Annotated in this window: 21 protein-coding genes; 11 read left to right on the top strand and 10 right to left on the bottom strand. The window is 67.5% G+C overall.

Annotation, left to right across the window (positions count from 1 at the left end):
* A partial coding sequence (locus HWX87_RS27420) for an AAA-associated domain-containing protein (RefSeq protein WP_176050211.1) occupies positions 1–756 on the top strand: 756 nt, incomplete at its 5' end.
* Between the two features lie 27 nt (positions 757–783).
* On the opposite strand, the gene HWX87_RS27415 is transcribed toward HWX87_RS27420, so the two are convergent.
* Positions 784–1,662, bottom strand: coding sequence for a MurR/RpiR family transcriptional regulator (locus HWX87_RS27415; protein WP_176050210.1), 879 nt, complete (start codon positions 1,660–1,662; stop codon positions 784–786).
* A 364-nt stretch (positions 1,663–2,026) separates the two neighbouring features.
* Here HWX87_RS27415 and ggt point away from each other — a divergent pair, with 364 nt between their 5' ends.
* Positions 2,027–3,778: a gamma-glutamyltransferase gene (gene ggt / locus HWX87_RS27410; protein WP_176050209.1), complete on the top strand. Its 1,752-nt coding sequence runs from the start codon at positions 2,027–2,029 to the stop codon at positions 3,776–3,778.
* A gap of 184 nt (positions 3,779–3,962) precedes the next feature.
* Entirely contained in the window at positions 3,963–5,291 is a 1,329-nt protein-coding gene (locus tag HWX87_RS27405) for a dicarboxylate/amino acid:cation symporter (protein WP_176050208.1), read from the top strand.
* Between the two features lie 2 nt (positions 5,292–5,293).
* On the opposite strand, the gene HWX87_RS27400 is transcribed toward HWX87_RS27405, so the two are convergent.
* Both HWX87_RS27400 and HWX87_RS27395 read right to left on the bottom strand, forming a co-directional pair.
* Positions 5,294–5,683, bottom strand: a complete 390-nt coding sequence (locus HWX87_RS27400; protein ID WP_176050207.1) for a DUF3331 domain-containing protein — start codon at positions 5,681–5,683, stop codon at positions 5,294–5,296.
* Between the two features lie 44 nt (positions 5,684–5,727).
* Positions 5,728–7,020: an NAD(P)/FAD-dependent oxidoreductase gene (locus HWX87_RS27395; RefSeq protein WP_176050206.1), complete on the bottom strand. Its 1,293-nt coding sequence runs from the start codon at positions 7,018–7,020 to the stop codon at positions 5,728–5,730.
* 148 nt (positions 7,021–7,168) lie between these two features.
* On the opposite strand from HWX87_RS27395, the gene HWX87_RS27390 reads away from it, so the two are divergent.
* Positions 7,169–7,822, top strand: coding sequence for a TetR/AcrR family transcriptional regulator (locus tag HWX87_RS27390; protein ID WP_176050205.1), 654 nt, complete (start codon positions 7,169–7,171; stop codon positions 7,820–7,822).
* A gap of 27 nt (positions 7,823–7,849) precedes the next feature.
* Here HWX87_RS27390 and HWX87_RS27385 read toward each other — a convergent pair whose 3' ends face one another.
* Positions 7,850–8,761 carry a LysR family transcriptional regulator gene (locus HWX87_RS27385; protein WP_176050204.1) on the bottom strand — a complete coding sequence of 304 codons (912 nt, stop codon included), beginning with the start codon at positions 8,759–8,761 and terminating at the stop codon, positions 7,850–7,852.
* Between the two features lie 108 nt (positions 8,762–8,869).
* Here HWX87_RS27385 and HWX87_RS27380 point away from each other — a divergent pair, with 108 nt between their 5' ends.
* Positions 8,870–9,631 (top strand): SDR family oxidoreductase, encoded by a 762-nt coding sequence (locus HWX87_RS27380; RefSeq protein WP_176050203.1) that lies wholly within the window; start codon positions 8,870–8,872, stop codon positions 9,629–9,631.
* A 36-nt stretch (positions 9,632–9,667) separates the two neighbouring features.
* Here the strand turns inward: HWX87_RS27380 and soxR are convergent, their stop codons facing one another.
* Positions 9,668–10,147, bottom strand: coding sequence for a redox-sensitive transcriptional activator SoxR (soxR, locus tag HWX87_RS27375; RefSeq protein ID WP_176050202.1), 480 nt, complete (start codon positions 10,145–10,147; stop codon positions 9,668–9,670).
* Positions 10,148–10,227: 80 nt separating this feature from the next.
* Between soxR and HWX87_RS27370 the strand changes: the two genes are divergently transcribed.
* From HWX87_RS27370 to HWX87_RS27360, 3 genes are read left to right on the top strand one after another with little or no spacing between them, the layout of a single operon-like run.
* Positions 10,228–11,424 (top strand): efflux RND transporter periplasmic adaptor subunit, encoded by a 1,197-nt coding sequence (locus HWX87_RS27370; protein ID WP_176050201.1) that lies wholly within the window; start codon positions 10,228–10,230, stop codon positions 11,422–11,424.
* Between the two features lie 13 nt (positions 11,425–11,437).
* Complete coding sequence (locus HWX87_RS27365) at positions 11,438–14,611, top strand: multidrug efflux RND transporter permease subunit (RefSeq protein ID WP_176050200.1); 3,174 nt, start codon at positions 11,438–11,440, stop codon at positions 14,609–14,611.
* Complete coding sequence (locus tag HWX87_RS27360; RefSeq protein ID WP_176050199.1) at positions 14,608–16,119, top strand: efflux transporter outer membrane subunit; 1,512 nt, start codon at positions 14,608–14,610, stop codon at positions 16,117–16,119. The genes HWX87_RS27365 and HWX87_RS27360 overlap by 4 nt, the downstream gene beginning before the upstream one ends.
* 56 nt (positions 16,120–16,175) lie before the next feature.
* Here the strand turns inward: HWX87_RS27360 and aceE are convergent, their stop codons facing one another.
* The gene (gene aceE / locus HWX87_RS27355; RefSeq protein WP_176050198.1) at positions 16,176–18,860 is read right to left on the bottom strand and encodes a pyruvate dehydrogenase (acetyl-transferring), homodimeric type; all 2,685 of its coding nucleotides are present in this window, start codon (positions 18,858–18,860) and stop codon (positions 16,176–16,178) included.
* A 178-nt stretch (positions 18,861–19,038) separates the two neighbouring features.
* Here aceE and HWX87_RS27350 point away from each other — a divergent pair, with 178 nt between their 5' ends.
* The gene (locus tag HWX87_RS27350; protein WP_176050197.1) at positions 19,039–19,494 is read left to right on the top strand and encodes a MarR family transcriptional regulator; all 456 of its coding nucleotides are present in this window, start codon (positions 19,039–19,041) and stop codon (positions 19,492–19,494) included.
* 18 nt (positions 19,495–19,512) lie between these two features.
* Here HWX87_RS27350 and HWX87_RS27345 read toward each other — a convergent pair whose 3' ends face one another.
* Entirely contained in the window at positions 19,513–20,625 is a 1,113-nt protein-coding gene (locus HWX87_RS27345) for a pyruvate dehydrogenase (protein ID WP_176050196.1), read from the bottom strand.
* A 105-nt stretch (positions 20,626–20,730) separates the two neighbouring features.
* On the opposite strand from HWX87_RS27345, the gene HWX87_RS27340 reads away from it, so the two are divergent.
* Positions 20,731–21,378: a glutathione binding-like protein gene (locus HWX87_RS27340; protein WP_176050219.1), complete on the top strand. Its 648-nt coding sequence runs from the start codon at positions 20,731–20,733 to the stop codon at positions 21,376–21,378.
* A gap of 202 nt (positions 21,379–21,580) precedes the next feature.
* Positions 21,581–23,098 (top strand): cytosine permease, encoded by a 1,518-nt coding sequence (locus tag HWX87_RS27335; RefSeq protein ID WP_176050195.1) that lies wholly within the window; start codon positions 21,581–21,583, stop codon positions 23,096–23,098.
* A 121-nt stretch (positions 23,099–23,219) separates the two neighbouring features.
* Here HWX87_RS27335 and HWX87_RS27330 read toward each other — a convergent pair whose 3' ends face one another.
* The 3 genes from HWX87_RS27330 to HWX87_RS27320 all read right to left on the bottom strand — a co-directional run bounded on the left by HWX87_RS27330 (position 23,220) and on the right by HWX87_RS27320 (position 25,650).
* Positions 23,220–23,975 carry a glucose 1-dehydrogenase gene (locus HWX87_RS27330; protein WP_176050194.1) on the bottom strand — a complete coding sequence of 252 codons (756 nt, stop codon included), beginning with the start codon at positions 23,973–23,975 and terminating at the stop codon, positions 23,220–23,222.
* Positions 23,976–24,016: 41 nt separating this feature from the next.
* Positions 24,017–24,553, bottom strand: a complete 537-nt coding sequence (locus tag HWX87_RS27325; RefSeq protein WP_176050193.1) for a VOC family protein — start codon at positions 24,551–24,553, stop codon at positions 24,017–24,019.
* 179 nt (positions 24,554–24,732) lie between these two features.
* Positions 24,733–25,650 carry a LysR family transcriptional regulator gene (locus tag HWX87_RS27320; protein WP_176050192.1) on the bottom strand — a complete coding sequence of 306 codons (918 nt, stop codon included), beginning with the start codon at positions 25,648–25,650 and terminating at the stop codon, positions 24,733–24,735.
* Between the last annotated feature and the right edge of the window lie 63 nt (positions 25,651–25,713).

The raw sequence follows: 25,713 nt of genomic DNA, 5'->3' as shown, positions 1-25,713 counted from the left end.
ACCGACCTGCTCGATCTGTGGACGCAAGGCCGCATGCCGATCAAGTCGGTGCTGATCGTCACGCACAACATCGAGGAAGCCGTGTTCATGTGCGACCGGATCCTCGTGCTGTCGTCGAACCCGGGTCGCGTGATCGCCGAGATCAAGGTGCCGTTCAAGCATCCGCGCAACCGGCTCGACACCGATTTCCGCAAGCTCGTCGACGACATCTACGCGAAGATGACCGCGCGCCAGACCAACGAGGCGACGAAGAAGGGGCTCGAACTCGGCAGCTGGATGCCGCGCGTGTCGACCAACCTGATGGCCGGCCTGATCGAGACGCTTGCGATGGCGCCGTACCACGGCCGCGCGGACATGCCGGAAATCGCGCGCACGCTGCATCTGGAAGTGGATGAACTGTTCCCGATCGCCGAAGTGCTGCAGTACCTCGGTTTCGCGGACGTGCGCGAAGGCGACGTGTTCCTGACGCCGCCTGCCCGCGTGTTCGCGGAGTTCGGCACGCAGGAGCGCAAGCTGATGTTCGCCGATCACCTGCTGAAGCATGTGCCGCTGGCGGCGCGGATCCGGAAGGTGCTGAACGAGCGCCCGGGCCATCGCGCGCCGCGCGTGCGCTTCGAGCAGGAGCTGGAGGATTTCCTGTCCGACGAAGCGGCCGAGGAAACGCTCGACGCGGTGATCGACTGGGGGCGCTACGGCGAAGTCTTTTCGTACAACGACAAGACGGAAGTGTTCAGTCTCGAGGATGTCGAGAGCTGATGTTCGTGCCCGGATGGCGAGCGATCGTCATTCGGGCAAATTTCGCCGATTCGTATCCTGCTCGATCCCCGCGGTATTGAGCCGCTCGATCTTCTCCATCCGCTGCCTTGCCAGTTCCGGCAGCCGGTTCGTCACGCCGATCACCAGCGCTTCGGCGAGCGCCAGTGCCGGCACGTTGGTCTGCAGCATCGCGAACGGGCGTCCCTGGATCCGCAGCACGATCTCCGCGAATTCGCCGATCGGCGAGCGCCATTCGTCCGTGATCAGCAGGATGCGTGTGCCGAGCCGGTGCGCGGCCTGCGCGAAGCGGATGCTGTCCTTCTGGTAGCGGCGAAAGTCGAAGATCACGAGCACGTCGCCGCGCCCCATGTCGGCCAGCGCGACCGACGCGAGATTCACGTTCGGTTCGACCGCCTGCACATGCGGCCGCGCATAGGCGAGCGTGAACGAAAACAGCGATGCGAGCGGCGCCGTATAACGTCCGCCGCCACAGAAGACGCGCACGTCCGGATCGGCGAGCAGCGCCACCGCGGCGTCGAATGCCGCCGCATCGAGTCCTTCGATCGTGGTCGCGAGCGATTCGGACAGCCGCTGGAAAATCGCGGAATGACTGTCGCGCAGGCCCGTTTCCGAATGGAACGCGTCCATCCGCGCGAGCGGGGAATTCATTGCGGTGTCGATCTCGTCGTGCAGCGCCTGCTGGAACGACGAGTAGTTGGGAAAGCCGATCCGGACGACGAAGCGGAACACGGTCGGGTCGCTGACTTCCGCCTGCTTCGCGAATTGCGCGATGGGCCCCAGCCCGAGACTGGGATAGCGATCCAGCAACGCCTGCGCAACCTTCTGTTCCGACGGCGTGAAGCTATCCATCTGGGATAACAGCAACGCCCTGATGCTCGTCCCCATCGGGCACTCCAGCTCTCTTATCTGTATGACAAACGGCAGACCGCGGTCTGCCGGCGACTCCACGCATGTTAGCCGATTGACGGATGGCGGGCCGTGCAAGTCCCGGTATTAGAGGGACGCATCGCTCTGCCACTTGCTTGGCCTATTGATGTAATAAAACAAACATATGCCAATAAGCATCTCGGCGAACGTTCGCTTTAAATTCAGTGATAACCCTAGGTTTTGGCGCAAAAAATCGAGTGATATGATCGCGGCCTCGCTGGAATGTATTGTTTATTACATGTCCGGATGGGGAGCGTCGACCCGCGTTCGCACGCCCGCGCATCCCGGCACGGCCCGGTTTACTTGTCTGGAGGATCCCGTCATGAGGCGGCTCGTAGTACTCACCCTGTTGTCGGCCATGAGCGTGAGCGCGTTCGCTGCGTCGACCCCCGCGGTCGAAGCGAAGAACGGCATGGTCGTGTCGTCGCAGCACTTTGCGTCGCAAATCGGCGTCGACATCCTGAAGGAAGGCGGCAACGCGGTCGATGCGGCGGTGGCGGTCGGTTATGCGCAGGCGGTGACCAACTCGTGCTGCGGCAACATCGGCGGCGGCGGTTTCATGACCGTCCACCTGGCCGACGGCCGCGACCGCTTCATCAATTTCCGCGAGACCGCGCCGGCCGCGGCGTCCGCGAACATGTATCTCGACGCGGCAGGGAACGTCATTCCGGACGAAAGCCTGTACGGCTATCGCGCGGTCGGCGTGCCGGGCACGGTGGCCGGCCTCGATCTCGCGCAGCGCAAGTACGGGAAGCTGACGCGCAAGCAGGTGATGGCGCCGGCGATCCGGCTGGCGCGCGACGGCTTCGTGCTGACGCGCGGCGACACCGACATCCTCGACACGACGGTCGACCGCTTCAGGAAGGACCCGGAAGCGGCCCGCATCTTCCTGCGGCCGGACGGTACGCCGCTGCAGCCGGGCGACCGCCTGGTGCAGAAGGACCTGGCCCGGACGCTCGAGCGCATCGCGGAGCAGGGGCCCGACGCGTTCTATCACGGCGAGATCCCGAAGATCGTCGAAGCGGCGGCCAAGCGTGGCGGCGGCGTGATCACGGCTGCCGACTTCGCGTCCTACCGCGCGCAGGACATGGCGCCGCTGACGTGCACGTATCGCGGCTACGAGTTCGTGTCGGCCCCGCCGCCGAGCTCGGGCGGCGTGACGATGTGCGAGACGCTGAACATCCTCGAAGGGTATGACCTGCGCAAGCTCGGCTACCAGTCGGCTGCGGTGGTGCACTACATGACCGAGGCGATGCGGCATGCATACGAGGACCGCAACACGCTGCTGGGCGATCCGAACTTCATCGACAATCCGGTCGCGAAGCTGACGAGCAAGCAATATGCGGCCGAGATTCGCAAGCACATCAACGGTGACATGGCGACCGCATCGGTCGACGTGCAGCCGGGCGTCGGCGTGCACGAGAAGCCGGAGACGACTCACTATTCGATCATCGACAAGGATGGCAACGCGGTGTCGACGACCTATACGGTCAACGGCCGCTTCGGTGCCGTGGTGATCGCGCCGGGCACCGGCTTCTTCCTGAACGACGAGATGGACGACTTCACCGTGAAGGTCGGTGCGCAGAACCTGTTCGGTCTCGTGCAGGGCACGCGCAACTCGATCGCGCCGGGCAAGCGTCCGCTGTCGTCGATGGCGCCGACCATCGTGAAGAAGGACGGCAAGGTGTTCATGGTGGTCGGTTCGCCGGGCGGGTCGCGCATCATCACGATCACGCTGCAGACCGTGTTGAACGTGATCGACTACGGGATGACCCCGCAGGATGCGGTCGACGCGCCGCGCGTCCATCATCAGTGGCTGCCCGACGAGGTCTACTACGAGACCCGCGGCCTGTCGCCCGACACGCTCTCGATCCTGCGCAACATGGGCTACAAGATGGTCGAGCAGACGCCCTGGGGTGCGGCCGAGTTGATCATGGTCGGCCTGCCGGGCACCGAAGCGGCGAGCCGCCAGAGTTCCGGCAACGATTCGTCGGTGTCCGGCAACGTGCGCGCCGGCTACATCTACGGCGTCAACGATCCGCGCCGTCCGGCCGGCTCGGCGATCGGCTACTGACCTGATCGTTTCTTGCCGAACCGCTGCCGCCGGTGTTCGCGTTCCCGCGAATGCCGCAGCGGCGGCAGCGCGTCCGTTCACGGACATCCGCGAGCCTGACCGGCTCGCACCGCGCGCTCCCCGCCACGGCGCCGGGCGCGCGCTTTTCATCCGTCAACTCCATCACCGTGCGGTGAATCCCGTTATGAACAAACGAATGTCCGCGGCAGGCTGGATCCTGCTCGCGATGGCGGCCGGCATCCTGATCGGCTACCTGATCTACACGCAGTTTCCGGACAAGCAGTCGGCCGCGGAAATCGCCGGCTACATCTCGCTCGTGTCGGACGTGTTCCTGCGGCTGATCAAGATGGTGATCGGCCCGCTGGTGTTCTCGACGCTCGTCGTCGGCATTGCGCACATGGGCGATGCGTCGTCGGTCGGTCGCGTGTTCGTGAAGGCGCTCGGCTGGTTCGTCACCGCGTCGCTGATCTCGCTGCTGCTCGGGCTGCTGATGGCGAACCTGCTGCGGCCGGGCGAGAATCTCGGCTTGCCGCTGCCCGACATCGGCGCGTCCGCGCATCTCGCGACGTCCAAGTTCACACTGAAGGACTTCGTCGGCCACATGGTGCCGAAGTCCTTCGCCGAGGCGATGGCGAACAACGAAATCCTGCAGATCGTCGTGTTCTCGATGTTCTTCGGCGTCGCGCTGTCGGCGCTCGGCGAGCGCGGCAAGATCCTCGTCGCCGCGATCGACCAGCTCGCGCACGTGATGCTGAAGATCACCGGCTACGTGATGAAGCTCGCGCCGCTTGCGGTGATGGCCGCGATGGCGTCGACCGTCGCGATCAACGGGCTGTCGATCCTGCTGAAGTTCGCGGTGTTCATGGGCGACTTCTACGTGAGCCTCGTGCTGCTGTGGGCCACGCTCGTCGCCGCCGGGCTGCTGTTCCTCGGCCGCCGTGTGTTCAGGCTGCTGGTGCTGATCAAGGAAGCGTTCATGCTGTCGTTCGCGACCGCGAGCTCGGAGGCCGCGTACCCGAAGATCCTCGACGCGCTCGACCGTTTCGGCGTGCGCCGCAAGATCTCGAGCTTCGTGATGCCGATGGGGTATTCGTTCAACCTCGACGGCTCGATGATGTACTGCACGTTCGCGTCGCTGTTCATCGCGCAGGCCTACAACATCCACCTGTCGCTGGGCACGCAGGTCACGATGCTGCTGATCCTGATGCTGACGTCGAAGGGAATGGCCGGCGTGCCGCGCGCGTCACTCGTCGTGATCGCGGCGACGCTGCACCAGTTCAACATCCCGGAAGCCGGGTTGCTGCTGATACTCGGTGTCGACACGTTCCTCGACATGGGCCGCTCGGCCACGAACGCGGTGGGCAACTCGATCGCCAGCGCGGTGGTCGCGAAGTGGGAGGGCGAGCTGATGTCGGAATCCGAAGCGCTGGCGCATGCCGCGCATCTCGATGCCGAACTGGAACGGCAGAACAGCGATCCGGCCTATGTCGCCGCTCGGACCACGTCGACCTGACGTCAGGCCGCGAGGGCCTCGTCGATGCACGCGGCGAGCACCATCGCGGCGGCGTTGCCCGGCGTCGAGCCGAGCAATTGCGGCGCATAGACGCTGTCGCCGGCCGCGATCGGCCGCCCCGACAGCGCACAGACGCCGCGCTTGCGCGCGGTGAACAGCCGCCACTTCTGATAGCCGTAATGCCCGGTGCACGCATCGCACCACGAAATCATCACGGTGTCGGCCGTGGGCCGTTCGAGCACGTTGATGGTCGGCTTGCTCGACGCGTCCCACGACGGCAGGCGGTCGCGTGTGACGGTGCGCCGCCGCGGGACGCCCCATGAAACGGACGGCATGTCGAAGCTGCCGATCGCGGCAACGGTCATGAGCCAGGGCGCTGCAGGGTTGTTCATGTCTGCTTTCCTCGAAACGTTACGCGGTGCCGCAACGCGCGGCATCACGACAGGCGGATGCGCGGCTGCACCCAGCCGTTGATCCGTTCGGCGATCCACAGCAAGGTCGCCTTGGAGAAACCGTGCAGCGCCTGCTGGTGCCGCCGGTAGAGCATCAGGTGGCTGAACTGCGCGAAACGCCCCTGGATGAAGCCGCCGCGAAAGAACCCGAACTGCCCGAGCGTGCCGAACGCGTCGTAGTCGCTGATCGACACGAGCGCGCCGAAATCGTGGAACGCGAACGGCGGAATCGGCGTGCCGTCGAGCCACGCGGGCAGGTGCTTCGCGAGATGTTCGGCCTGCTGCGTCGCGACCTGCGCGGTGGGCGGCAGCGGCCGTTCGTGGCCGTCGGGCAGCAGGCTCGCGCAATCGCCGATCGCGAACACGTGCTCGTCGCCCGTTGCCTGCAGCGTGGGCCCGACGACGACCTGGTTCGCGCGGTTCGTGTCGAGCCCGCCGAGCGCCTGCATGAAATCGGGCGCCTTCACGCCGGCGGCCCAGACCATCAGGTCCGCTTCGGCAAACGAACCGTCGCCGTAGTGGAAACCGTTGGCGTCGGCCGACGTGACGCGCGTCGACGTCAGCACGTGAAAGCCGATCTGTTCGAGGCGCCGCTGCGCCGACGCGGAAATCCTCGGCGGAAACGCGTTCAGGATGCGCGGGCCGCTTTCGAGCAGCGTGAGCTGCAGCCGCTCACGCACCGTTTCGTCGCCATAGGCCTGTGCGACTTCCAGCAGGCGGCTCAACTCCGCCGCAAGCTCCACACCCGTCGCGCCCGCGCCGACGATCGCGACGCGGAACGGCTCGTCGCGCGCGATGCTGCGGAACACGCGCATCCGCAACGCTTCGTTGAAGGTCTCGGCCTGCTGCTGGCTGTCGATGAAGTAGCAGTGCTCGCGCACACCCGGCACGCCGAAATCGTTGGCCTGGCTGCCGAGCGCGAGGATCAGCACGTCGTATTCGAGCTCACGCGCCTCGATCACCACCTCGCCGTCCTGCGAGCGGATCTCGCCGAGCTGCACGCGGCGGCGCGCACGATCGAGCCCCTTCAGTTCGCCCGGCTGGTACGTGTAGCCGTGGTCGCGGGCATGGGCGAGGAAAATCACCTGCTGCTGCTGGACGTCGCGCGTTCCGGCCGCGATCGTGTGCAGCATCGGCTTCCAGATGTGGGTCGGACTGCGGTCGACAATGGTGACCTGTGCACGCCCGGACCGGCCGAGACGCTCGCCCAGGCGGGTCGCGAGCTGCAATCCGGCGATCCCGCCGCCGACGATGACGATGCGTGTAGGGGTTGTCATGGATAAATCATCACGTGATGAATAAGGTATGATCGTAGCGCTTCCCGGCTCCGCGTGTCAACGGAGCAGGGCGAGCGATCCAGTTCCGGGGACATGAAACCGGGGCCCGAACACGGGCATTCGAACCACTCAAGGGGAGCAGGAAAACGTGGCTGAAGTCACTGAGCGCGTGCCGTCGAAGCGGCGTACGCGCGGGCGGCCGCTGGCCGATGCGTCCGTCGGTCCGGACGTGATATTGCGGGCCGCGCGCCGCACTTTCGCGAAGCGTGGCTACGATGCGACGAGCGTGCGCGAGGTCGCGCGCGAGCTGGGCATCGACGCGGCGCTGATCGCCCATCATTTCGGCACGAAGGAAACGTTGTGGCTGGCGGTCGTCGAGCAGATCGTCGAGCTGGCCGAGCCGCTGTTCGATGCGCTGCGTACGTTGCGCATGTCGTCGCTGCCGCATCGCGACCGGGTGCGGCGCGCATTCGAGCTATGCGTCGATCACGAGTTCGCGGAGCCGGATATCGGCATGTTCTTCTCGACCGCGGCGACCGAGGAGGGCGGGCGGCTCGACCGGCTGCAGGAGCGGATCGTGCGCCCGTATCACGATGCGATGTTTCCGCTGCTGACGGAGGCGGTCGAGGCGGGTGCGATCCGTCCGGTCGATCCGAACGTGCTGTTCTTCATGATCGCGAGCGCGATCGGCACGACCGTGTCGTACAGCCACATGATGCTGGAGTTCACGTCGCTGCCGACGCGGCCGGAGGCTTTCCGGCAGGCCGTGCTCGCGGTCGTGTACACCATGATCGGCGACTGAGCGCCGCCGCGCGCGCAACGCGCGCGGTCACGTCGCGGCAGCCAGCCCCAGTTCGCCGACCGCGGTTCGCGCGGTCTCGCGCAGCGCATCGACGAGCGGCGACGGCGTGCGGTAAGCGATCGCCAACTCGTAGGCTAGCGGGCTGCCCGCATCTTTCAGTTCGCAGAACGTAATGCCGTGCGGCTGCATCGGCACGAACAGGCGCGGCATCAGCGCGACGCCGATGCCGCCCGCGACGAGCCCGGCCGTCGTCTGCATCTGGCGCGGCTGCTGGACCACACGCGGCGCGAAACCGGCCTGCGCGCACGCGGTCACGATCAGCGCGTGCATGCCGGGCCCGTGGTGCGCGGCAAACATGACCCACGGTTCGTCCGCCAGCTCGGCGAGCGCGATGCGCTTGCGGTGCGCGAGCCGGTGGCCGTCGGGCAGCGCGGCGACCATCCGGTCGCGCAGCAGCGGCTCGACGCGCACATCGCCGGCATCGGCCACCGGCAGCACGACGAGGCCGACGTCCGTACGATCCTGGCGCAGCGCGAGCACCTGTTCGGCGGTCGTCCCTTCCTCGAGCTGGAAATCGACGTCCGGATACCGTTCCTGGAATGCGCGCAGGATCAGCGGCAGCAGCGCGTTGACCGTGCTGTCGACGAACCGGAGCCGCAGCGTGCCGCCGAGGCCGGCGCCTGCGCGGCGGGCCACGGCCACCGCGCGCTCGGCCTGTTCGAGCGCACGCCGCGCTTCGAGCAGGAACGCTTCGCCGGCCGGCGTGAGTCGCGAGCCGCGGTTGTCGCGTTCGAGCAGCGCCACACCCAGGTCGTCCTCCAGCTTGCGGATCGCCGCGCTGAGCGGCGGCTGCGCCATGTGCAGTCGCTCGGCCGCGCGCCGGAAGCTCAGCGTCTCGGCAACCGCGATGAATTGCCTGAACTGCCGCAGATCGATCATGCGATACCTTCCATGTATCAGTTGATCATCGAATTCGTATTTTACCTATCACCTGGCGTTGCCCAGAATGGCCTTGTCATCAACCGTCGAGAGTCAGGAGGGCAGGTCATGGCGGGCAACGAACGGCAGCGAACGGCAATCGTCACGGGCGGGTCGAGCGGGATCGGCTTCGCGATCGCAAGCCGGCTGGTGGAGGACGGGTATCGCGTTGCGATCGTGGGGCGCGACGTCGCGCGGCTGGAGGCGGCCGTCACGCGTCTCGGCGGCGCGGCGATCGGGCAGGCGGGCGATTTGAGCGTGCGGCGCGAGGCGGAGGCGGCGGTCGCCGCGATCGTCGCGCGGTGGCCGCGCATCGACGTGCTGGTCAACAACGCGGGGCTGACCGGCCGCGTCGGTGCGGATACCGAGGCGGGCGAGGCCGAGGACGTGTGGGATACCGTGCTCGACGCGAACCTGAAAAGCCTGTTCCTGACGACGACGACCGTGTTGCCGCACTTGGCCGACCGTGCCGCGCGGATCGTCAACATCGGCTCGATCGCGGCGCGCGCCGGCAGCCTGCTGCCGGGCGGGCTGGCGTATGCGGCCGCGAAGGCCGGCGTCGAAGGGTTCACCGTTGCGTTGGCGCGCGAACTCGGGCCGCGCGGTGCAACGGTCAATACGGTCGCGCCCGGCTATATCGCCGACACGCGCTTCTTCGGCGACGGCGGCGTTGCGCCGGCCATCGCCGCGACGATCCGCGAGCAGACGCCGGCCGGCCGCGCCGGGCATCCGGATGACGTCGCGGACGCGGTCGCGTGGCTCGCCGGGCCGCGCGCGTCGTTCGTCACGGGCGCGACGATCGCGGTGAACGGCGGCTGGCGCGTCGGGTGACGCACACCGCGCCAGCGGCGGGCGCGGGTACATCCGTCATTCGATATCCGTCGGCGGCTTGTCGCCGAGCCAGCGTCGTGCGCCGGGCCCGTTGCGGCCCGCGCGGTCTTCCGGGTTGGTCAGCTTGCAGCGCTTGAGCGACAGGCAGCCGCAGCCGATGCATTCGTCGAGGTTGATGTAGAGCCGCTGCAACTCCTCGATCCGGTTCGCGACGCGCTGTTTCCAGCCGCGCGACAGCCGCTGCCAGTCCTTGTTGCTCGGCGCGGTGTCCTCGGGGAGGCTGACGAGCTGTTCTGCGATTTCGTCGAGCGAATAGCCGATCTTCTGCGCGAACACGATGAACGCGATCAGCCGCAGCACCGCACGCGAATAGTGACGATGGCTCGAGCCGTTCCGGTGCGACTTGATGAGTCCGCGCGTCTCGTAGAACCGCAGCGTCGATGCCGGCACGCCGCTTCGCGCGGCCACTTCGCGGATCGACATCAGCGGCCATTTCGATTCTTCCGGGGTACCCATGACGTTCTCCGGGGAAAGCTTGACTTAAAGTTAACTTCAACTTTTATGCTACGCGGCAGTTTAACTCGTCGCGAGGCATCATGCTCTCCTTATCCCTACGCAGGACGTCGCCTTTGGGCGCCGCCTGTGCGTTGTTGCTGGCGTTGTCGGGCTGTCACGACGGCAAAGACGCATCGTCGGCCCATCCCCTTCCCGAGGTCGGCGTCGCCACGGTCGCGCCGCGCACGGTCCGCCTCGCGGACGAGTTCAACGGGCGCGTCGAAGCGGTCGACGCGGTCGAATTGCGGCCGCGCGTGAGCGGCTATCTGCAGCGCGTGGCCTACAAGGAAGGAGACCTCGTCGAGCAGGGCGCGCTGCTGTTCGAGATCGACCCGCGTCCGTACCGGATCGCGCTCGACCGCGCCAACGCGCAGCAGCAGCGGGCCCGTGCGGCCGCGAGCCTCGCTCAGGTGCAACTCAAGCGCGTGCAGACGCTGATCGATGCGCATGCGACGTCGCAGGAAGAACTCGACAATGCGCGCGCCACCGCCGAGCAGGCGCGCGCGGACCTGCAGGCGGCCGACGCGGCCGTCGCCGACGCGAAGCTCAATCTCGGCTTCACCGAAGTGCGCGCGCCGATCGCCGGGCGCGTCGGCCGCGCGGTCGCGACCGTCGGCAACCTCGCGCGCGCGGACGACACGCTGCTGACGACCGTCGTGTCGCAGGACCCCGTCTACGTGTACTTCGATTGCGACGAGCAGAGCTACCTGCGCTACAACGCACGCCGCGCCGATCCGAAGCATCGCGCGATCGGCGCCGATCCCGTGCGCGTGGGCCTCGCGAACGAGACCGGCTTCCCGCACGCGGGCACCGTCGATTTCCTCGACAACCGGCTCGACCCGCAAACCGGCACGATCCGTGCGCGCGTGCGGCTGCCGAATGCGGACCATACGTTTACGCCGGGGCTGTATGCACGCGTGCAGCTCGTCAGCGGCCGCGACCAGGATGCGCTGCTCGTCGACGACAAGGCCGTGCTGACCGACCAGGACCGCAAGTACGTGTACGTGATCGGGCCCGGCGACAAGGCGCTGCGCCGCGACGTGACGATCGGCCGCGAGATGGAGGGCGAGCGGATCGTCGAGAAGGGGCTGCAGGCGGGCGATCGCGTGGTCGTCGACGGTGTGCAGCGAATCTACTATCCGGGTGCGCAGGTGAAGCCGAAGGCGCTGCCCGCGCGCGCCGATGCCGGTCACGCCACGCAGGCCGTGGCCGACGCCGGCACGCCGGCCGCGCAGTGACGGGAGCGATACGATGGATTTCTCCCGATTCTTCATCGACCGGCCGATCTTCGCGGTCGTGCTGTCGATCGTCATCTTCGCGATCGGCCTGATCTCGATTCCGATGCTGCCGGCCGGCGAGTACCCGGAAGTCGTGCCGCCGAGCGTCGTCGTGCGTGCGACGTACCCGGGCGCGAACCCGAAGGAAATCGCCGAATCGGTCGCCGAACCGCTGGAAGAAGCGATCAACGGCGTCGAAGGCATCATGTACATGAAGTCGGTTGCAGGGTCGGACGGCAGCCTGCAGGTCGTCGTCACGTTCCTGCAGGGCGTCGATCCCGACACTGCCGCCGTGCGCGTGCAGAACCGCGTGAGCCAGGCGCTGTCGCGCCTGCCCGACGAGGTGCGCCAGTACGGCGTGACCACGCAGAAGCAGTCGCCGACGCCGCTGATGTACGTGAGCCTCTATTCGCCGGACAACAGCCGCGATTCCCTGTACCTGCGCAACTACCTCACGCTGCACGTGAAGGACGAGCTGTCGCGGCTCACCGGCATCGGCGACGTCGGCGTGTACGGCTCCGGCGACTACGCGATGCGGCTGTGGCTCGATCCGAACCGGCTCGCGTCGCGCGGGCTGACCGCGAGCGACGTGATCGCGGCGGTGCGCGAGCAGAACGTGCAGGTGTCGGCCGGCCAGCTCGGCGCGGAACCGTCGCCGAAGAAAAACGACTTCCTCGTGTCGATCAACGTGCGCGGCCGCCTGCGCACGGTGCAGGAATTCAGCGACATCGTGCTGCGCAACGGCGACGACGGCCAGGTCGTGAAGCTGTCCGACGTCGCGCGCATCGAGCTCGGCGCGGGCGACTACACGCTGCGCTCGTATTTCAACGACAAGCATTCGGCCGTGGTCGGCATCTTCCTGTCGCCGGGTGCGAACGCGCTCGACGTCGCGAAGGCCGTGTATGCGAAGCTCGACGAGCTGTCGAAGCGGTTCCCGCCCGGCGTCGCGTACCGCCCGGTGTGGGACCCGACGGTGTTCGTGCGCGAGTCGATCCGCGCGGTGCAGCACACGCTGATCGAGGCCGTCGTGCTGGTCGTGCTCGTCGTGATCCTGTTCCTGCAGACGTGGCGCGCGTCGATCATTCCGCTCGTCGCGGTGCCGGTGTCGGTGGTCGGCACGTTTGCGTTTCTCCATCTGCTCGGCTATTCGATCAACACGCTGACGCTGTTCGGGCTCGTGCTCGCGATCGGGATCGTCGTCGACGATGCGATCGTGGTCGTCGAGAACGTCGAGCGCAACATCGCACAGGGGCTGAGCCCGCGCGATGCCGCGCACCAGGCGATGCGCGAGGTGTCGGGGCCGATCGTCGCGATCGCGCTCGTGCTGTGCGCGGTGTTCGTGCCGATGGCGTTCATGTCGGGCGTCACGGGCCAGTTCTACCGGCAGTTCGCGGTGACGATCGCGATCTCGACGGTGATCTCCGCGATCAACTCGCTGACGCTGTCGCCCGCGCTCGCGGCGAAGCTGCTGCGCCCGCACGGCGCGCCGAAGGATGCGCTTACGCGTGCGCTCGATCGCGCATTCGGCTGGCTGTTCCATCCGTTCAACCGCTTCTTCGAGCGCAGTTCGGATCGCTATCACGGCGTCGTCGGTCGCACGCTGAAGCGGCGCGGCATGGTGTTCGCCGTCTATGCGGTACTGCTCGCGGCGACCGCGCTGCTGTTCAACGCGGTGCCGGGCGGCTTCATCCCCGTGCAGGACAAGCTGTACCTGTTCGCGGGCGCGAAGCTGCCGGAAGGCGCGTCGCTTGCGCGCACCAGCGCGGTGACCGAGCAGATGACGAAGATCGCGCTCGGCACCGACGGCGTCGAGATGGTGCCGGCGTTCGCGGGGCTGAATGCGCTGCAGGGTGTGAACACGCCGAACATCACGAACTCGTACGTGATCCTGAAGCCGTTCGACCAGCGTCATCGCAGCGCCGCGCAGATCAATGCGGACCTGAACGCACGCTTTGCGGCGATCAACGGCGGCATTACCTACGCGCTGATGCCGCCGCCGATCCAGGGCCTCGGCAACGGTTCGGGCTACTCGCTGTACCTGGAGGATCGCGGTGCGCTCGGCTACGGCGAATTGCAGAAGGCGCTGACGACGTTCCAGGCCGCGGTCGCGAAGACGCCGGGGATGAGCTATCCCGTCAGCTCGTACCAGGCGAACATCCCGCAGCTCGAGGTGAAGGTCGACCGGCTGAAGGCGAAGGCGCAGGGCGTCGCGTTGACCGACCTGTTCAACACGCTGCAGGTGTATCTCGGCTCGATGTACGTGAACGACTTCAACATCTTCGGCCGTGTGTATCGCGTGATGGCGCAGGCGGATGCCGGCCACCGGCAGACGGCCGCCGACATCGCGAACCTGCGCACGCGCAACGCGAAGGGCGAGATGGTGCCGATCGGCTCGATGGTGACGGTGGCGCCCGCGTACGGGCCCGACCCGGTCGTTCGCTACAACGGCTATCCCGCCGCCGACCTGATCGGCGATGCCGATCCGAAGGTGATGTCGTCGTCGCAGGCGATCGCGAAGCTCCAGCAGATCGCGAAGGAGGTGCTGCCGCCCGGCATCACGCTCGAATGGACCGACCTCAGCTACCAGCAGGTCACGCAGAGCAACGCGGCGATCGTCGTGTTCCCGCTGGCGGTGATGCTCGTGTTCCTCGTGCTCGCATCGCTGTACGAGAGCTGGACGCTGCCGCTCGCGGTGATCCTGATCGTGCCCGTGTGCATGTGCGCGGCGCTGTTCGGCGTATGGCTGTCCGGCGGCGACAACAACGTGTTCGTGCAGGTCGGTCTCGTCGTGCTGATGGGGCTCGCGTGCAAGAACGCGATCCTGATCGTCGAATTCGCGCGCGAACTCGAAATCCAGGGCAAGGGCGTGATCGAAGCGGCGCTCGAAGCGTGCAAGCTGCGGCTGCGCCCGATCGTGATGACGTCGGTCGCGTTCATCGCGGGCTCGGTGCCGCTCCTGATCGGCAGCGGCGCCGGCAGCGAAGTGCGTGCCGCCACCGGCGTTACCGTGTTCGCGGGGATGCTCGGCGTCACCCTGTTCGGGCTGTTCCTGACACCCGTGTTCTATGTGGCGATCCGCAAGCTCGCGGGCGGCACGCCGGCCGTCTGGAGCGAACAGCACGGCACCCTCGAAGGAGAAAACCGATGAGCGCCGCTTTCCGTCTTTCCGCGCTCGCGATGTCGGTGACGCTTGCCGCGTGCGCGGTCGGCCCCGATTTCAAGCGGCCCGATACGGCCACGGCCGATCGGTTCGCGCGCGACGCGCATCCGGCCACGCAGCGCGACGCGTCGCCGGACGATACGGTGCCCGACGCGTCGGCGGCTGCCGATGCCACGTTCTGGCGTGGCTTCGGTGATCCGGCGCTGACGCAGTTGATCGACGCGGCGCTCGCGGCGAACCAGGATCTGCAGGTGGCCGTGTCGCGCTACGACGCGTCGAATGCATTGCTGTCGCAGGCGACCTTCGACCGCTTTCCGACGATCACCGCGAGCGGCCAGATCGGCCATCAGTTGATGAGCAAGGACCAGGCGTTCGGCGCGCCGCGCAGCCAGCGCGACGCGCCGACGTCCAGCGTCGGGATCAATGCCGCATGGGAACTCGACCTGTTCGGCCGCGTGCGTCGTTCGATCGAATCCCAACGCGCGGAAACGGCAGCGAGCGCGGCCGACGTGCGCGCGGTGCGCGTCGCGATCGCCGGCGAGGTCGCGAGTACGTATGTCGATCTGCGCGGCTCGCAGGAGCGGCTGCGGATCGCGCGCGAGAACGCCGACAACCAGAAGCAGACGCTTGCGCTGATCAATGCGCGCGTCGGCGCGGGGCGAGGGTCCGAGCTGGATGCGGCGCGTGCGCGGGCGCAGTTCGAATCGACGACATCGCGGATCGCCGTGTACGAAGCCGCGATCGGCGTCGACGAGCATCGGCTCGCGGTGCTGACCGGGCAGACGCCGGATGCGCTGATCGGTCGCTTCGATTTGCCGAAAACCGGCGCGGCGGCGGGCACGCCGGTGCCGCTGCCGGCGCTGTCCGCCGACATCGATCCCGGCACGCCGGGCGACCTGCTGCGCCGGCGTCCCGATGTCGCGGCCGCCGAGGCAAGGCTGCACGCGGCGACCGCGCGCGTCGGCGTCGCGACGGCCGACCTGTTTCCGCGCTTCACGCTGTCGGGCCTGCTCGGCAGCGCGACGAGCAGCTACGGGTTCTTCCGCGCGGGCAGCGACACGAACCTGATCGCGCTCGGTATCGACTGGTCGTTCCTCGACGTCGGCCGCGTGCGAGCGCGGATTGCCGCGAGCGACGCGGAAGCGGCCGGCCAGCTCGCGCAGTACCGGCAGACCGTGCTCGGCGCGCTGGAGGAAACGGAGAACGCGCTGCTGCGTGTCGCACGCACGCGTGACGAGACCGCGCACCTCGTGCGCGCGGCGGACGACAGCGCGCGCGCCGCGCAGCTCGCGCAGACACGTTTCTCGGCCGGCGCGATCGACTACTACGAAGTGCTCGACGCGCAGCGGACGCTGCTGCAGGCGCAGGACGCGGCGGCCGACGGGCGGACACGCAGCGCGGCGTCGACGGTCGCGCTGTACAGGGCGCTTGCGGGCGGTTGGCGCTCGGGCGCGGAGCAGGGCGCGCAAGCCCCGCTCGCGCAGTCGAAGCCGTAATGCGAGCGGCGCCGCGCGACAGGCCGGTGGGATCGTGCCTGTCGCGCGCCGCGTGATCACACGGTGGCCGGATCGACCTTGTCGATGTCGATGCCGTAACGCCGGATGGCCTTGCCGACGCGTGCACGCTCGATCGCACCATCGTCGGCGAGCGCCTTCAACGCGGCGATCACGATGAAGTGCCGGTCGACCTCGAAGAACGTGCGCAGTGCCTCACGCGTATCCGAGCGGCCGAAGCCGTCGGTGCCGAGCGACACGAAGCGCCGGCCGTCGACGAATGCGCGGATCTGGTCGCCGACGATCTTCATGTAGTCGGTCGCGACGACGACGGGCCCCGGGCGACCGTCGAGGCATTGCTGCACATACGGCACGCGCGGCGCCTGATCGGGATGCAGCAGGTTCCAGCGCTCGGCGGCAAGCCCGTCGCGGCGCAGCTCGGTCAGGCTCGTCGCGCTCCATACGTCGCTCGACACGCCGAAGTCCTGGGCGAGCAGGTCGCTGGCGGCGATCACTTCGCGCAGGATCGCGCCGCTGCCCATCAGCTGCACGTGCGTCGCATCGGCCTTGCGCGGCGCGCTTTCGCGCAACAGGTAAAGCCCCTTCAGGATGCCGGTCTCCGCGTTGTCGGGCAGCGCCGGATGCGGGTAGTTCTCGTTGAGCAGCGTGATGTAGTAGTAAATGTCCTCCTGTTCCGCGAACATCCGCCGCAATCCGTCGCGCACGATCACCGCGAGTTCGTACGCATAGGTCGGGTCGTACGACACGCAGTTCGGAATCACCGACGACAGCACCTGGCTGTGCCCGTCGTTGTGCTGCAGCCCTTCGCCCATCAGCGTCGTGCGGCCCGACGTCGCGCCGAGCAGGAAGCCGCGCGTGCGTGCGTCGCCGGCTGCCCACGCGAGATCGCCAACGCGCTGCAGCCCGAACATCGAATAGAAGATGTAGAACGGGATCGCCGGCAACCCGTGGTTGCTGTACGCGGTACCGGCCGCGATCCACGATGCGATCGCACCCGATTCGTTGATCCCTTCCTGCAGGATCTGCCCGTCCTTCGCCTCCTTGTAGTAGCTGAGCTGGCCCGCGTCCTGCGGCGTATAGAGCTGGCCGAGATGCGAGTGGATGCCGATCTGGCGGAACAGGCCCTCCATGCCGAACGTACGCGATTCGTCCGGCACGATCGGCACGACGAGCTTGCCGAGCTGAGGATCCTTCAGCAGCGTGCCGAGGATGCGCACGAACGCCATCGTCGTCGACAGCCCGCGCTCGCCACTGTCCTTCAACTGCGCGTCGAACGCGGTGAGCGGCGGTACCGGCAGCGGCGCGACGGTGTTGAGGCGGGCCGGCACGTGGCCGCCCAGCGCCGCGCGGCGTTCCGCGAAATAGCGCGCTTCGGCGCTGCCCGGCTCGGGCTTCAGATAGGGCAGTTCGTCGAGCTGAGCGTCGCTGACCGGCAGCGCGAAACGGTCGCGGAACGCGCGCACGGCGTCCGCGCTCATCTTCTTCAGCTGGTGGTTCACGTTCTGGCCTTCGCCGGCTTCGCCCATCCCGAAGCCCTTGACGGTTTTCGCGAGCACGACGGTCGGACGACCGTCCGCACGCATCGCCTGGGCATACGCTGCATGGACCTTCTCCGGATCGTGACCGCCGCGCGCCAGTTTCCAGATGTCGTCGTCGGACAGGTCGGCGACGAGGTCGAGCAACTCGGGATACTTGCCGAAGAAATGCTCGCGCACGTATGCGCCGCTTTGCGACTTGAAGGTCTGGTAGTCGCCGTCGACGCATTCCATCATGCGCTGGCGCAGCAGGCCCGTCGTGTCGCGTTCGAGCAGGCGATCCCAGCCGCTGCCCCAGATCACCTTGACGACGTTCCAGCCGGCCGCGCGGAACGTGCCCTCGAGTTCCTGGATGACCTTGCCGTTGCCGCGCACGGGGCCGTCGAGGCGCTGCAGGTTGCAGTTGACGACGAAGATCAGGTTGTCGAGCCGTTCGCGCCCGGCGAGCGAGATCGCGGCAAGCGATTCGGGCTGGTCCATTTCGCCGTCGCCGAGAAACGCCCACACCTTGCGGCCCTGATGGGCTTTCAGCCCGCGGTATTCGAGGTAGCGCATGAAGCGCGCCTGACAGGCGGCCGTGAGCGGCCCGAGCCCCATCGACACGGTCGGGAATTGCCAGAAATCCGGCATCAGGCGCGGATGCGGATACGACGACAGCCCGTCGCGGCCCGCTTCGCGGCCGGTCTCGCGGCGGAAGTTGTCGAGCTGCGCATCCGTGATGCGGCCTTCCAGATACGCGCGGCCATAGATGCCGGGCGCCGAATGGCCCTGGATGTAGACCATGTCGCCGTCGAACGTGTCGGTGCGGCCGCGGAAGAAGTGGTCGAAGCCGACGTCGTACAGCACGGCCGCCGACTGGTAAGTCGCGATGTGGCCGCCGACGTTCGAATGCCGGCCCGCACGCAGCACCATCACCATCGCGTTCCAGCGGATCATCGCGTTCAGGCGGCGTTCGAGCGCGAGATCGCCAGGGTAGGCCGGTTGCCGCTCACGCGGCACCGTGTTCACGTAGGCGGTCGTCACGCGGCCGTGCAGGTCGCCGTGGCGGGCTGCGTCGAGATCGGCGAGCTGGTCGAGCAGGTAGTGCGCGCGCGGACGGCCTTCGAGCGCGATCACGGATTCGAGCGCATCGAGCCATTCGCGGGTTTCCTGCGGGTCGATGTCGGGTAACGCGAGAGGTGCGGTCATGCAGTGTCTCCAGAAGCATCAGGCTGCGCGGGGCGACGGTCGTGGCGCCGCGTCGCGCGACGGAATGCCTGCCGATCGGCGGGCAAAGAAATGATTGCAATTGCAATCGTATCGAAGGCCATTGTTGTCGAGGTAAAATTTAATTGCAACTGCAATTCACTGAAAGGAACGACCTGACATGAGCGCACCCGAACCCGATCTGTGGTTCTCGTTCGTCCGCGCGCACCGGACGATGATTCGCGAGATCGAGCGCCGCCTCGCGGCGGCAGGCCTTCCCGCCTATGCGTGGTACGACGCGTTGTGGGGCCTCGAAAGCGGGCCCGACGGCACGCGCCGCATGCACGAGCTGGCCGATGTGCTCGCGATCGAGCGCTACAACCTGACGCGGCTCGTCGACCGGCTCGAACAGGAAGGGCTCGTCACGCGCGCGCGGTCGGCCGACGACGGCCGCGCCGCGTTTGCGAGCATCACCGACAAGGGGCGAACGCTGCGCAAGAAGATGTGGAAGGTGTACCAGTCGACGGTCGCGGAACTCTTTCTCGACCAGTTCACCGGCAAGGAGCAGGCGGCGATGGCCGCCGCGCTCGACCGCGCGACGGCCGTGGCGCGCGACGCGACCGCCGACGCGAAGTAACGGCAGCCGGCGCGCGCATCAGCCGCGCGCATAACGGTGCATCGCCTGCGCGGCCCAGTCGGCCGGCACGCGGCCGTCGTCGGCCAGCAGGCGGAGCGCGACCGCGGCAATCCACCGTGGATCCGGCGTGCGCGTGCCGGGGCCGGCCGAATCCGCGCCGACCGCGCTGAAGCGGGCAGGGATGAATGCGCCGATCTGCGCGGCGACGTGCCGCGCGTAACCGGTCACTGCGAGCACCGGCGCGTCGCCTTCGCCGAGGCATGCACGGACGTGCGCGATGCGAGGTTCATCGTGCGGATGCAGCAGGTTCCAGCGGTCGGCGGCTCGACCGTCGCGCGCGAGCTGCGTGTAGCTCGGGCAGCTCCAGATCGTCGAATCGATCCGCCATTCGTCGTGCAGCAGGTCGGCCGCTTCCATCACCTGCGCGAGCGTGCTGCCCGCGCCGCACAGCCGGATGCGCGCAGCCGCGCCGGCCGCCGTGCGCCGGCCGGCCCGCACCATGCCGTTGTACGCATCACGGGCGGCCGGGGCCGATAGCGGCTTCGCATCGGGCACGCAGTCGTCGTGGCCCGCGAGGTAGAAGAAGCCCGGCTGGCCGGCGACATAAAGCGTGTGCAGCGCGTGGCGCAGGATCGCGATCGCTTCGTGTCCCGACGCCGGGTCGTACGGTGTGCACGCGGGGTTCGCGGCCAGCCAGTGCGGGGCGTCGGGCGTGACGCCCTTCGGCCAGGACGACGCAGCCGTTTCCGCATCGTTCACGAAGATCCCGCGATCGACGGTCTCGATCGATGCCAGCCGCAGCCGGTCGATCGCACGCGCGTGCAGCAGGTACAGCAGCGGTCGCTCGAAAGGTTTGCCCGGATCGAGAAACCGCAGCGGCCACGCGCTGATGTGGCGATGTGCGCGTGTGTCGGCGAACGGTTCGCGCGCATCGGCGCGGACGATCCACACGCGCTTCGACGTCGCCGCATCGCGTTCGAGGCAATCGGCGGCCGCGCGCATCGCGCCGAGCGGGGACATCGCCTGGCCTTGCGGTACGAGCCGCCGCGTCGTCAGCCGCTCGAGGCAGGCCGCCGCGGCGCGGCGGGTGTCGGGTGTCCGCACGGGCGGACCGGGTCGCGCAGTCTGCATGTCCCTCCTTCGAGTACTGGCATGTCGCCGGCGCCATCGGTTCCGGCATAGGATTGCAATTGCAACGATTGTAGTTGCAACGACAACCCGATGACAAGGACCGACATGACCTCGACGCACTCCCTCACGTTCTACACGGCCGACACGCCGAACGGGCACAAGATCGCGATCTACCTGGAAGAGGCCGGGATCGCGCACGACCTCGTGCACGTGAACCTGTCCGCGGGCGAGCAGCGCAGCCCGGCGTTCCTCGCGATCAACCCGAACGGCAAGATCCCGGCCATCGTCGACCACGACACCGGGCTGACCGTGTTCGAATCCGGCGCAATCCTCGGCTATCTCGCCGCGAAGACGGGGTGCCTGCACCCGGAAACGCTGGCCGAGCGCACGGCGGTCCAGCAATGGCTGCACTTCCAGATCGGCGGGATCGGGCCGATGCTCGGCCAGCTCTGGTGGTTCCTGCATGCATCGAAGACGGTCAATGCGGAAGCGATCGATCGCTATCGGAAGGAGGCCACGCGTCTCTATGGCGTCGTGAACGGCCGATTGTCAGAATCGGCGTATCTCGCATCGTCGCGGTATTCGATCGCCGACATCGCGGCATTTCCGTGGCTGCGCACGGCGGCCGAACTCGATCTCGACGTTGCCGGCTTCCCGCACGTCGCGCGCTGGCTCGCCGACATCGCCGCGCGGCCGGCCGTTCAGCGCGGCCTGATCGCCTGCCGCGCGCCGGCGGCAGCGGCAGCGCACTGACGTCGCATCGCTCGCGCCGCACGCGCGGCGCGGAATCCGGCCGGTTGCCCGCGCGGAAACATTGTTCTCCATCGTCGTAAACGTCTCGAATGCGTGATATTTGCGCCGCGCGATCCGGTTTAGAGTGGCCGCGAATCGATGACGATGTGTCGTATGGCCGCAGCCCCGGGCCGTACAGGCGCACCAGAGGAGTTGGAGACAAATGGGTGAAGGCAGGATTACGCAGGTTGAATCGTTCGGTTTCGAGCGCATTCCCGATGCATCGCGCTATGCGCGGCCGATCGATCTGTTCCGGTTGCTGTTCGGCGGCTGCAATACGTTTTCCACATCGGTGCTCGGCAGCTTTCCCGTGCTGGTCGGGCTGTCGTTCAAGGCGGGTGTCTGCGCGATCGTGCTCGGCGTGCTCGCCGGCACGTGCATTCTCGCGCCGATGAGCCTGTTCGGCCCGCGCAACGGCACGAGCGACCCCGTCTCGTCCGGCGCGCATTTCGGCATCCACGGCCGGATCGTCGGCTCGTTTCTCGCGCTGCTCACGTCGATCGCGTTCTTCTCGCTCGCGGTGTGGAGTTCCGGCGATGCGCTCGTCGGCGGCGCGCACAACATGGTCGGCGTGCCCGTCAACGGCTTCACGCTCGGCGCGGCCTACATGGTATTCGCGGTGCTCGTGCTGATCGTCTGCATCTACGGCTTCCGCTTCATGCTGTGGGTCAACAAGATCGCCGTGTGGGCCGCGAGCGTCCTGTTCGTCGCGGGCCTGTTCGCCTTCGCCGGCCTGTTCGACATGAATTACGCGGGCACGCTGCAACTCGGTAGCGCGGGCTTCTGGGCCGCGTTCGTCGGCGCGGTGCTGGTCGCATTGAGCAACCCGGTGTCGTTCGCATCGACGCTCGGCGATTGGGCGCGCTACATTCCGCAGCACACGCCGAAGCACCGCGTGATGGGCGCCGTGTTCGCCGCGCAGGTCGCGACGTTCGTGCCGTTCTTCTTCGGCCTTGCGACCGCGACGATCATTGCGTCGAAGGCGCCCGCGTTCATCGCATCGAACGACTACGTCGGCGGGCTGCTCGCGATTTCGCCGCGCTGGTTCCTGCTGCCGATGTGCCTGATCGCGATCATCGGCGGGATGTCGACCGGCACGACCGCGCTGTACGGTACCGGTCTCGACGTGTCGAGCATGTTCCCGCGCGTCCTGAACCGCGTGCGTGCGACGCTGTTGATCGGCACGATCGCGATCGCGTTCATCTTCGTCGGCCGTTTCTGGTTCAATCTCGTCGAAAGCGTCGCGACGTTCGCGACGCTGATCGATACGTTCAGCTGCCCGTGGATGGCGATCATGGTGATCGGCTACGTGACGCGCCGCGGCTACTATCTCGCCGACGACCTGCAGGTGTTCAACCGCGGGCTGCACGGCGGCCACTACTGGTTCACGCACGGCTGGAACGTGCGCGCGATGGGCGCATGGCTGCCGGCCGCGTTCATCGGGCTCGCGTTCGTGAACCTGCCGGGCCAGTTCATCGGGCCGCTCGGCCACCTCGCGGGCGGTCTCGACCTGAGCGTGCCGGTGTCGCTGGCGGTGGGCGGGGTGCTGTACTTCGTGCTGCTGACGCTGTATCCGGAGCCGGACGGCGTGTACGGGCCGCACGGGCGCCGCTTCGTGCGCGGCGGCAAGCAGGGCGCGCGCGGTGTCGGCGCGCCGGCGATCCAGCCGAAGGGGTATTGACCGGCGCTTGGCGCGTGGCCGCTTGCCGCGCGCCCCGAAACGCCAACGCCGCCGTGCGGGTCAAGCCGCCGGCGGCGTTATCGTTTCCGTTTTTGTTTCCGCTTCCGGCTGGCGCGGTCGATCAGTGGAACGTGCTGCCCGCGAGCATTCCGCCGTCGACGATGAATTCCGACCCCGTGCAATACGCGGATTCGTCGGATGCAAGGAACAGCACGAGGCTGGCTACTTCGTCGGGTTTGCCGATTCGTGCGATCGGCAGGCCGCTGTAGATCGACGACGGATCGAAATCCGCGAACTCGGGCGGGCGCGCCATCACCGTATCGATGCCGCCCGGATGCACCGAGTTCACGCGAATGCCGTAGCGGCCGAATTCGAGCGCGGCGGCCTTCGTCATCCCGCGCACCGCGAACTTGCTCGACACGTACGCGCTGCCGCCCGCGACGCCTTCCATCCCGGCCGTCGACGACACGTTGACGATCGAGCCGCCGCCGGCTTCCTTCAGCGCGGCCACGGCCGATTTCATGCCGAGCCAGCAGCCGACCTGGTTCACGTCGATCACCTTGCGATAGTCGTCGAGCGAACACGATTCGATCGGCACGAGCTTCAGAATCGCTGCGTTGTTCACGAGGACGTCGAGCCGGCCGAACTGCGCGAGCGTCGCTTGAACGGCCGCCTGCCAGTCGGCTTCGCTGGTGACGTCGAGATGCTGGAATCGCGCGGCGTCGCCGAGTTCGGCCGCGACGCGCCGGCCGGCGTCGTCCAGCACGTCGGCGATCACCACGCGTGCGCCTTCGGCGACGAACCGGCGTACTTCCGCTTCGCCCTGGCCGCGGGCACCGCCCGTGATCAGCGCGACCTTGCCTTCGAGTCGTTTCATCCTGCTTGCTCCTGTGAGTGAGAGGGGACGCGCGGGCCCGCTTACGCGGAAGCGGCCGCCGCGGCGACGATGCGAACCGGATCGGTGCCGTTCCAGGTGTGTGCTTCGGCGATGCCGTGCACGATCATGTCGCGCATGCCCGCGCCTTCGATCACTTCGACGCGCACGCCGGGATCGTCGGCGTCGTCGAGATACGCGACGCGCGTGGCCGGGTTGCTCGCTTCGAACACGACGCGCAGGCCGCGGGCGGTGAGTTGTGCGAGCGCCGCATCGAGATCGTCGACGACCCACGCGACGTGATGCAGGCCGGCGAGCGGCTGCCCGTGTGCGTCGCGGTACGGCGACGGCGTGTCGTTCGTGACGTGGATCAGTTCGATCTGCAGATCGCCTCGATACGCGAGGCCGACGTCCATCTTGACCGTTACCGGCTCGCCGAGATACCGGCCGTCGAGGCGGACGTTGCGGAATACGGTCCACGGGCCGATGTCGTGGCGGGCGCGCCAGCGCGCGATGCTGCGGTCGAGGTCGGCGACCACGTAGCCGATCTGGTCGATGGGGCCGAGGACTGGGTCGTTCATGTCGTCTCCGTGGCGGCCGCACGTATGCGTGCCGCGCGATGAATGACGGTCATGATCGCAACAAAGCGCGCGCTTCGTGCCATCCGAACGGACTAGCACGCGCGGAGGTCGGTGGCTTGCAGACCAGGGTTGCGCGGCGATGCGGCGCGCGCGGCAAGGGCAGCGTGGCGATCGCCGCGTCACCGCGCGGCCGGCCCCTTGACCGTCAGCCGGCACACGGTCGCGAGCGCGAGCAGGTTCGGGTCGCGCTCGCGGCGGTGCAGGAAACTCAGGCCGATCGTCTGGCGGATCGTGGGCCCCGCGAGCGGCACGAGCGCGATCTTGTGCGCGAACAGGTCGCGCACACGGCCGGGCAGCAGCGAGCAGCCGACGCCGCCCGACACGAGGTTGATCAGCGAAAAGATGTCGCCCACCCGCATCACGACGTTCGGCGTGATGCCGGCTGTGCGGAACGCCTCCGTAAAGCCGTGATGCGTCGCGAAACCTTCGCCGAGCGACACGAACGGCTCGTCGCCGCATGCATGAAGATCGATCGCGTCGCGTTGCGCATACGGCGAATCGATCGGCACGGCAAAGAACATCTCGTCCTCGAACAGCGCGATCGATTCGATTTCGGCGTCCGGTTCGGGCAGCGCCATCAGCGTCGCGTCGATCGCGCCCTGCCTGAGCTTGTCGAGCAGGTCGGCGTTCGAGCCGAGCACGAGTTCGGCCTGCAACTCGGGGCGGCGCTCCTTCAGCGCGATCACGACCTCGGGTACGGTGCGGATCGTCAGCGAATACAGCGAGCCGATCTTCAACTGGCCCGCGCCGTAGCCGGCCGCCTCGCGTGTCGAACGGATGCCGTCGGTCATCGTCTTGAGCACTTCGCCGGCGACTTCGGCGAGCACCTGCGCGGCCTCGGTCGGAATCAGGTTGCGCCCCTCATGGCGGAACAGCGCGCAGTGCATCCCTTCCTCGAGCGTATGGAGCGCGCGGTGCACGCTGACGGTGCTGATGCCCAGCGCCTCGGCCGCCTTCGCGAGGCTGCCGGCTTCCATGAAGGCGAGCAGCACCTCGAGCTTGCGGAACGTGATCTCTTCGTTGATGCGGTTGCGCATGATGCGGGCGACGGGAAGGGCGGCCGACGATTCTGCCGCAGAACCGGGACCGCAACAATGCGC

It is taken from the genome of Burkholderia sp. BCC1644 (assembly GCF_902833225.1).
Lineage (GTDB): Bacteria > Pseudomonadota > Gammaproteobacteria > Burkholderiales > Burkholderiaceae > Burkholderia.
This window is presented reverse-complemented; position numbering and strand designations above follow the sequence as displayed.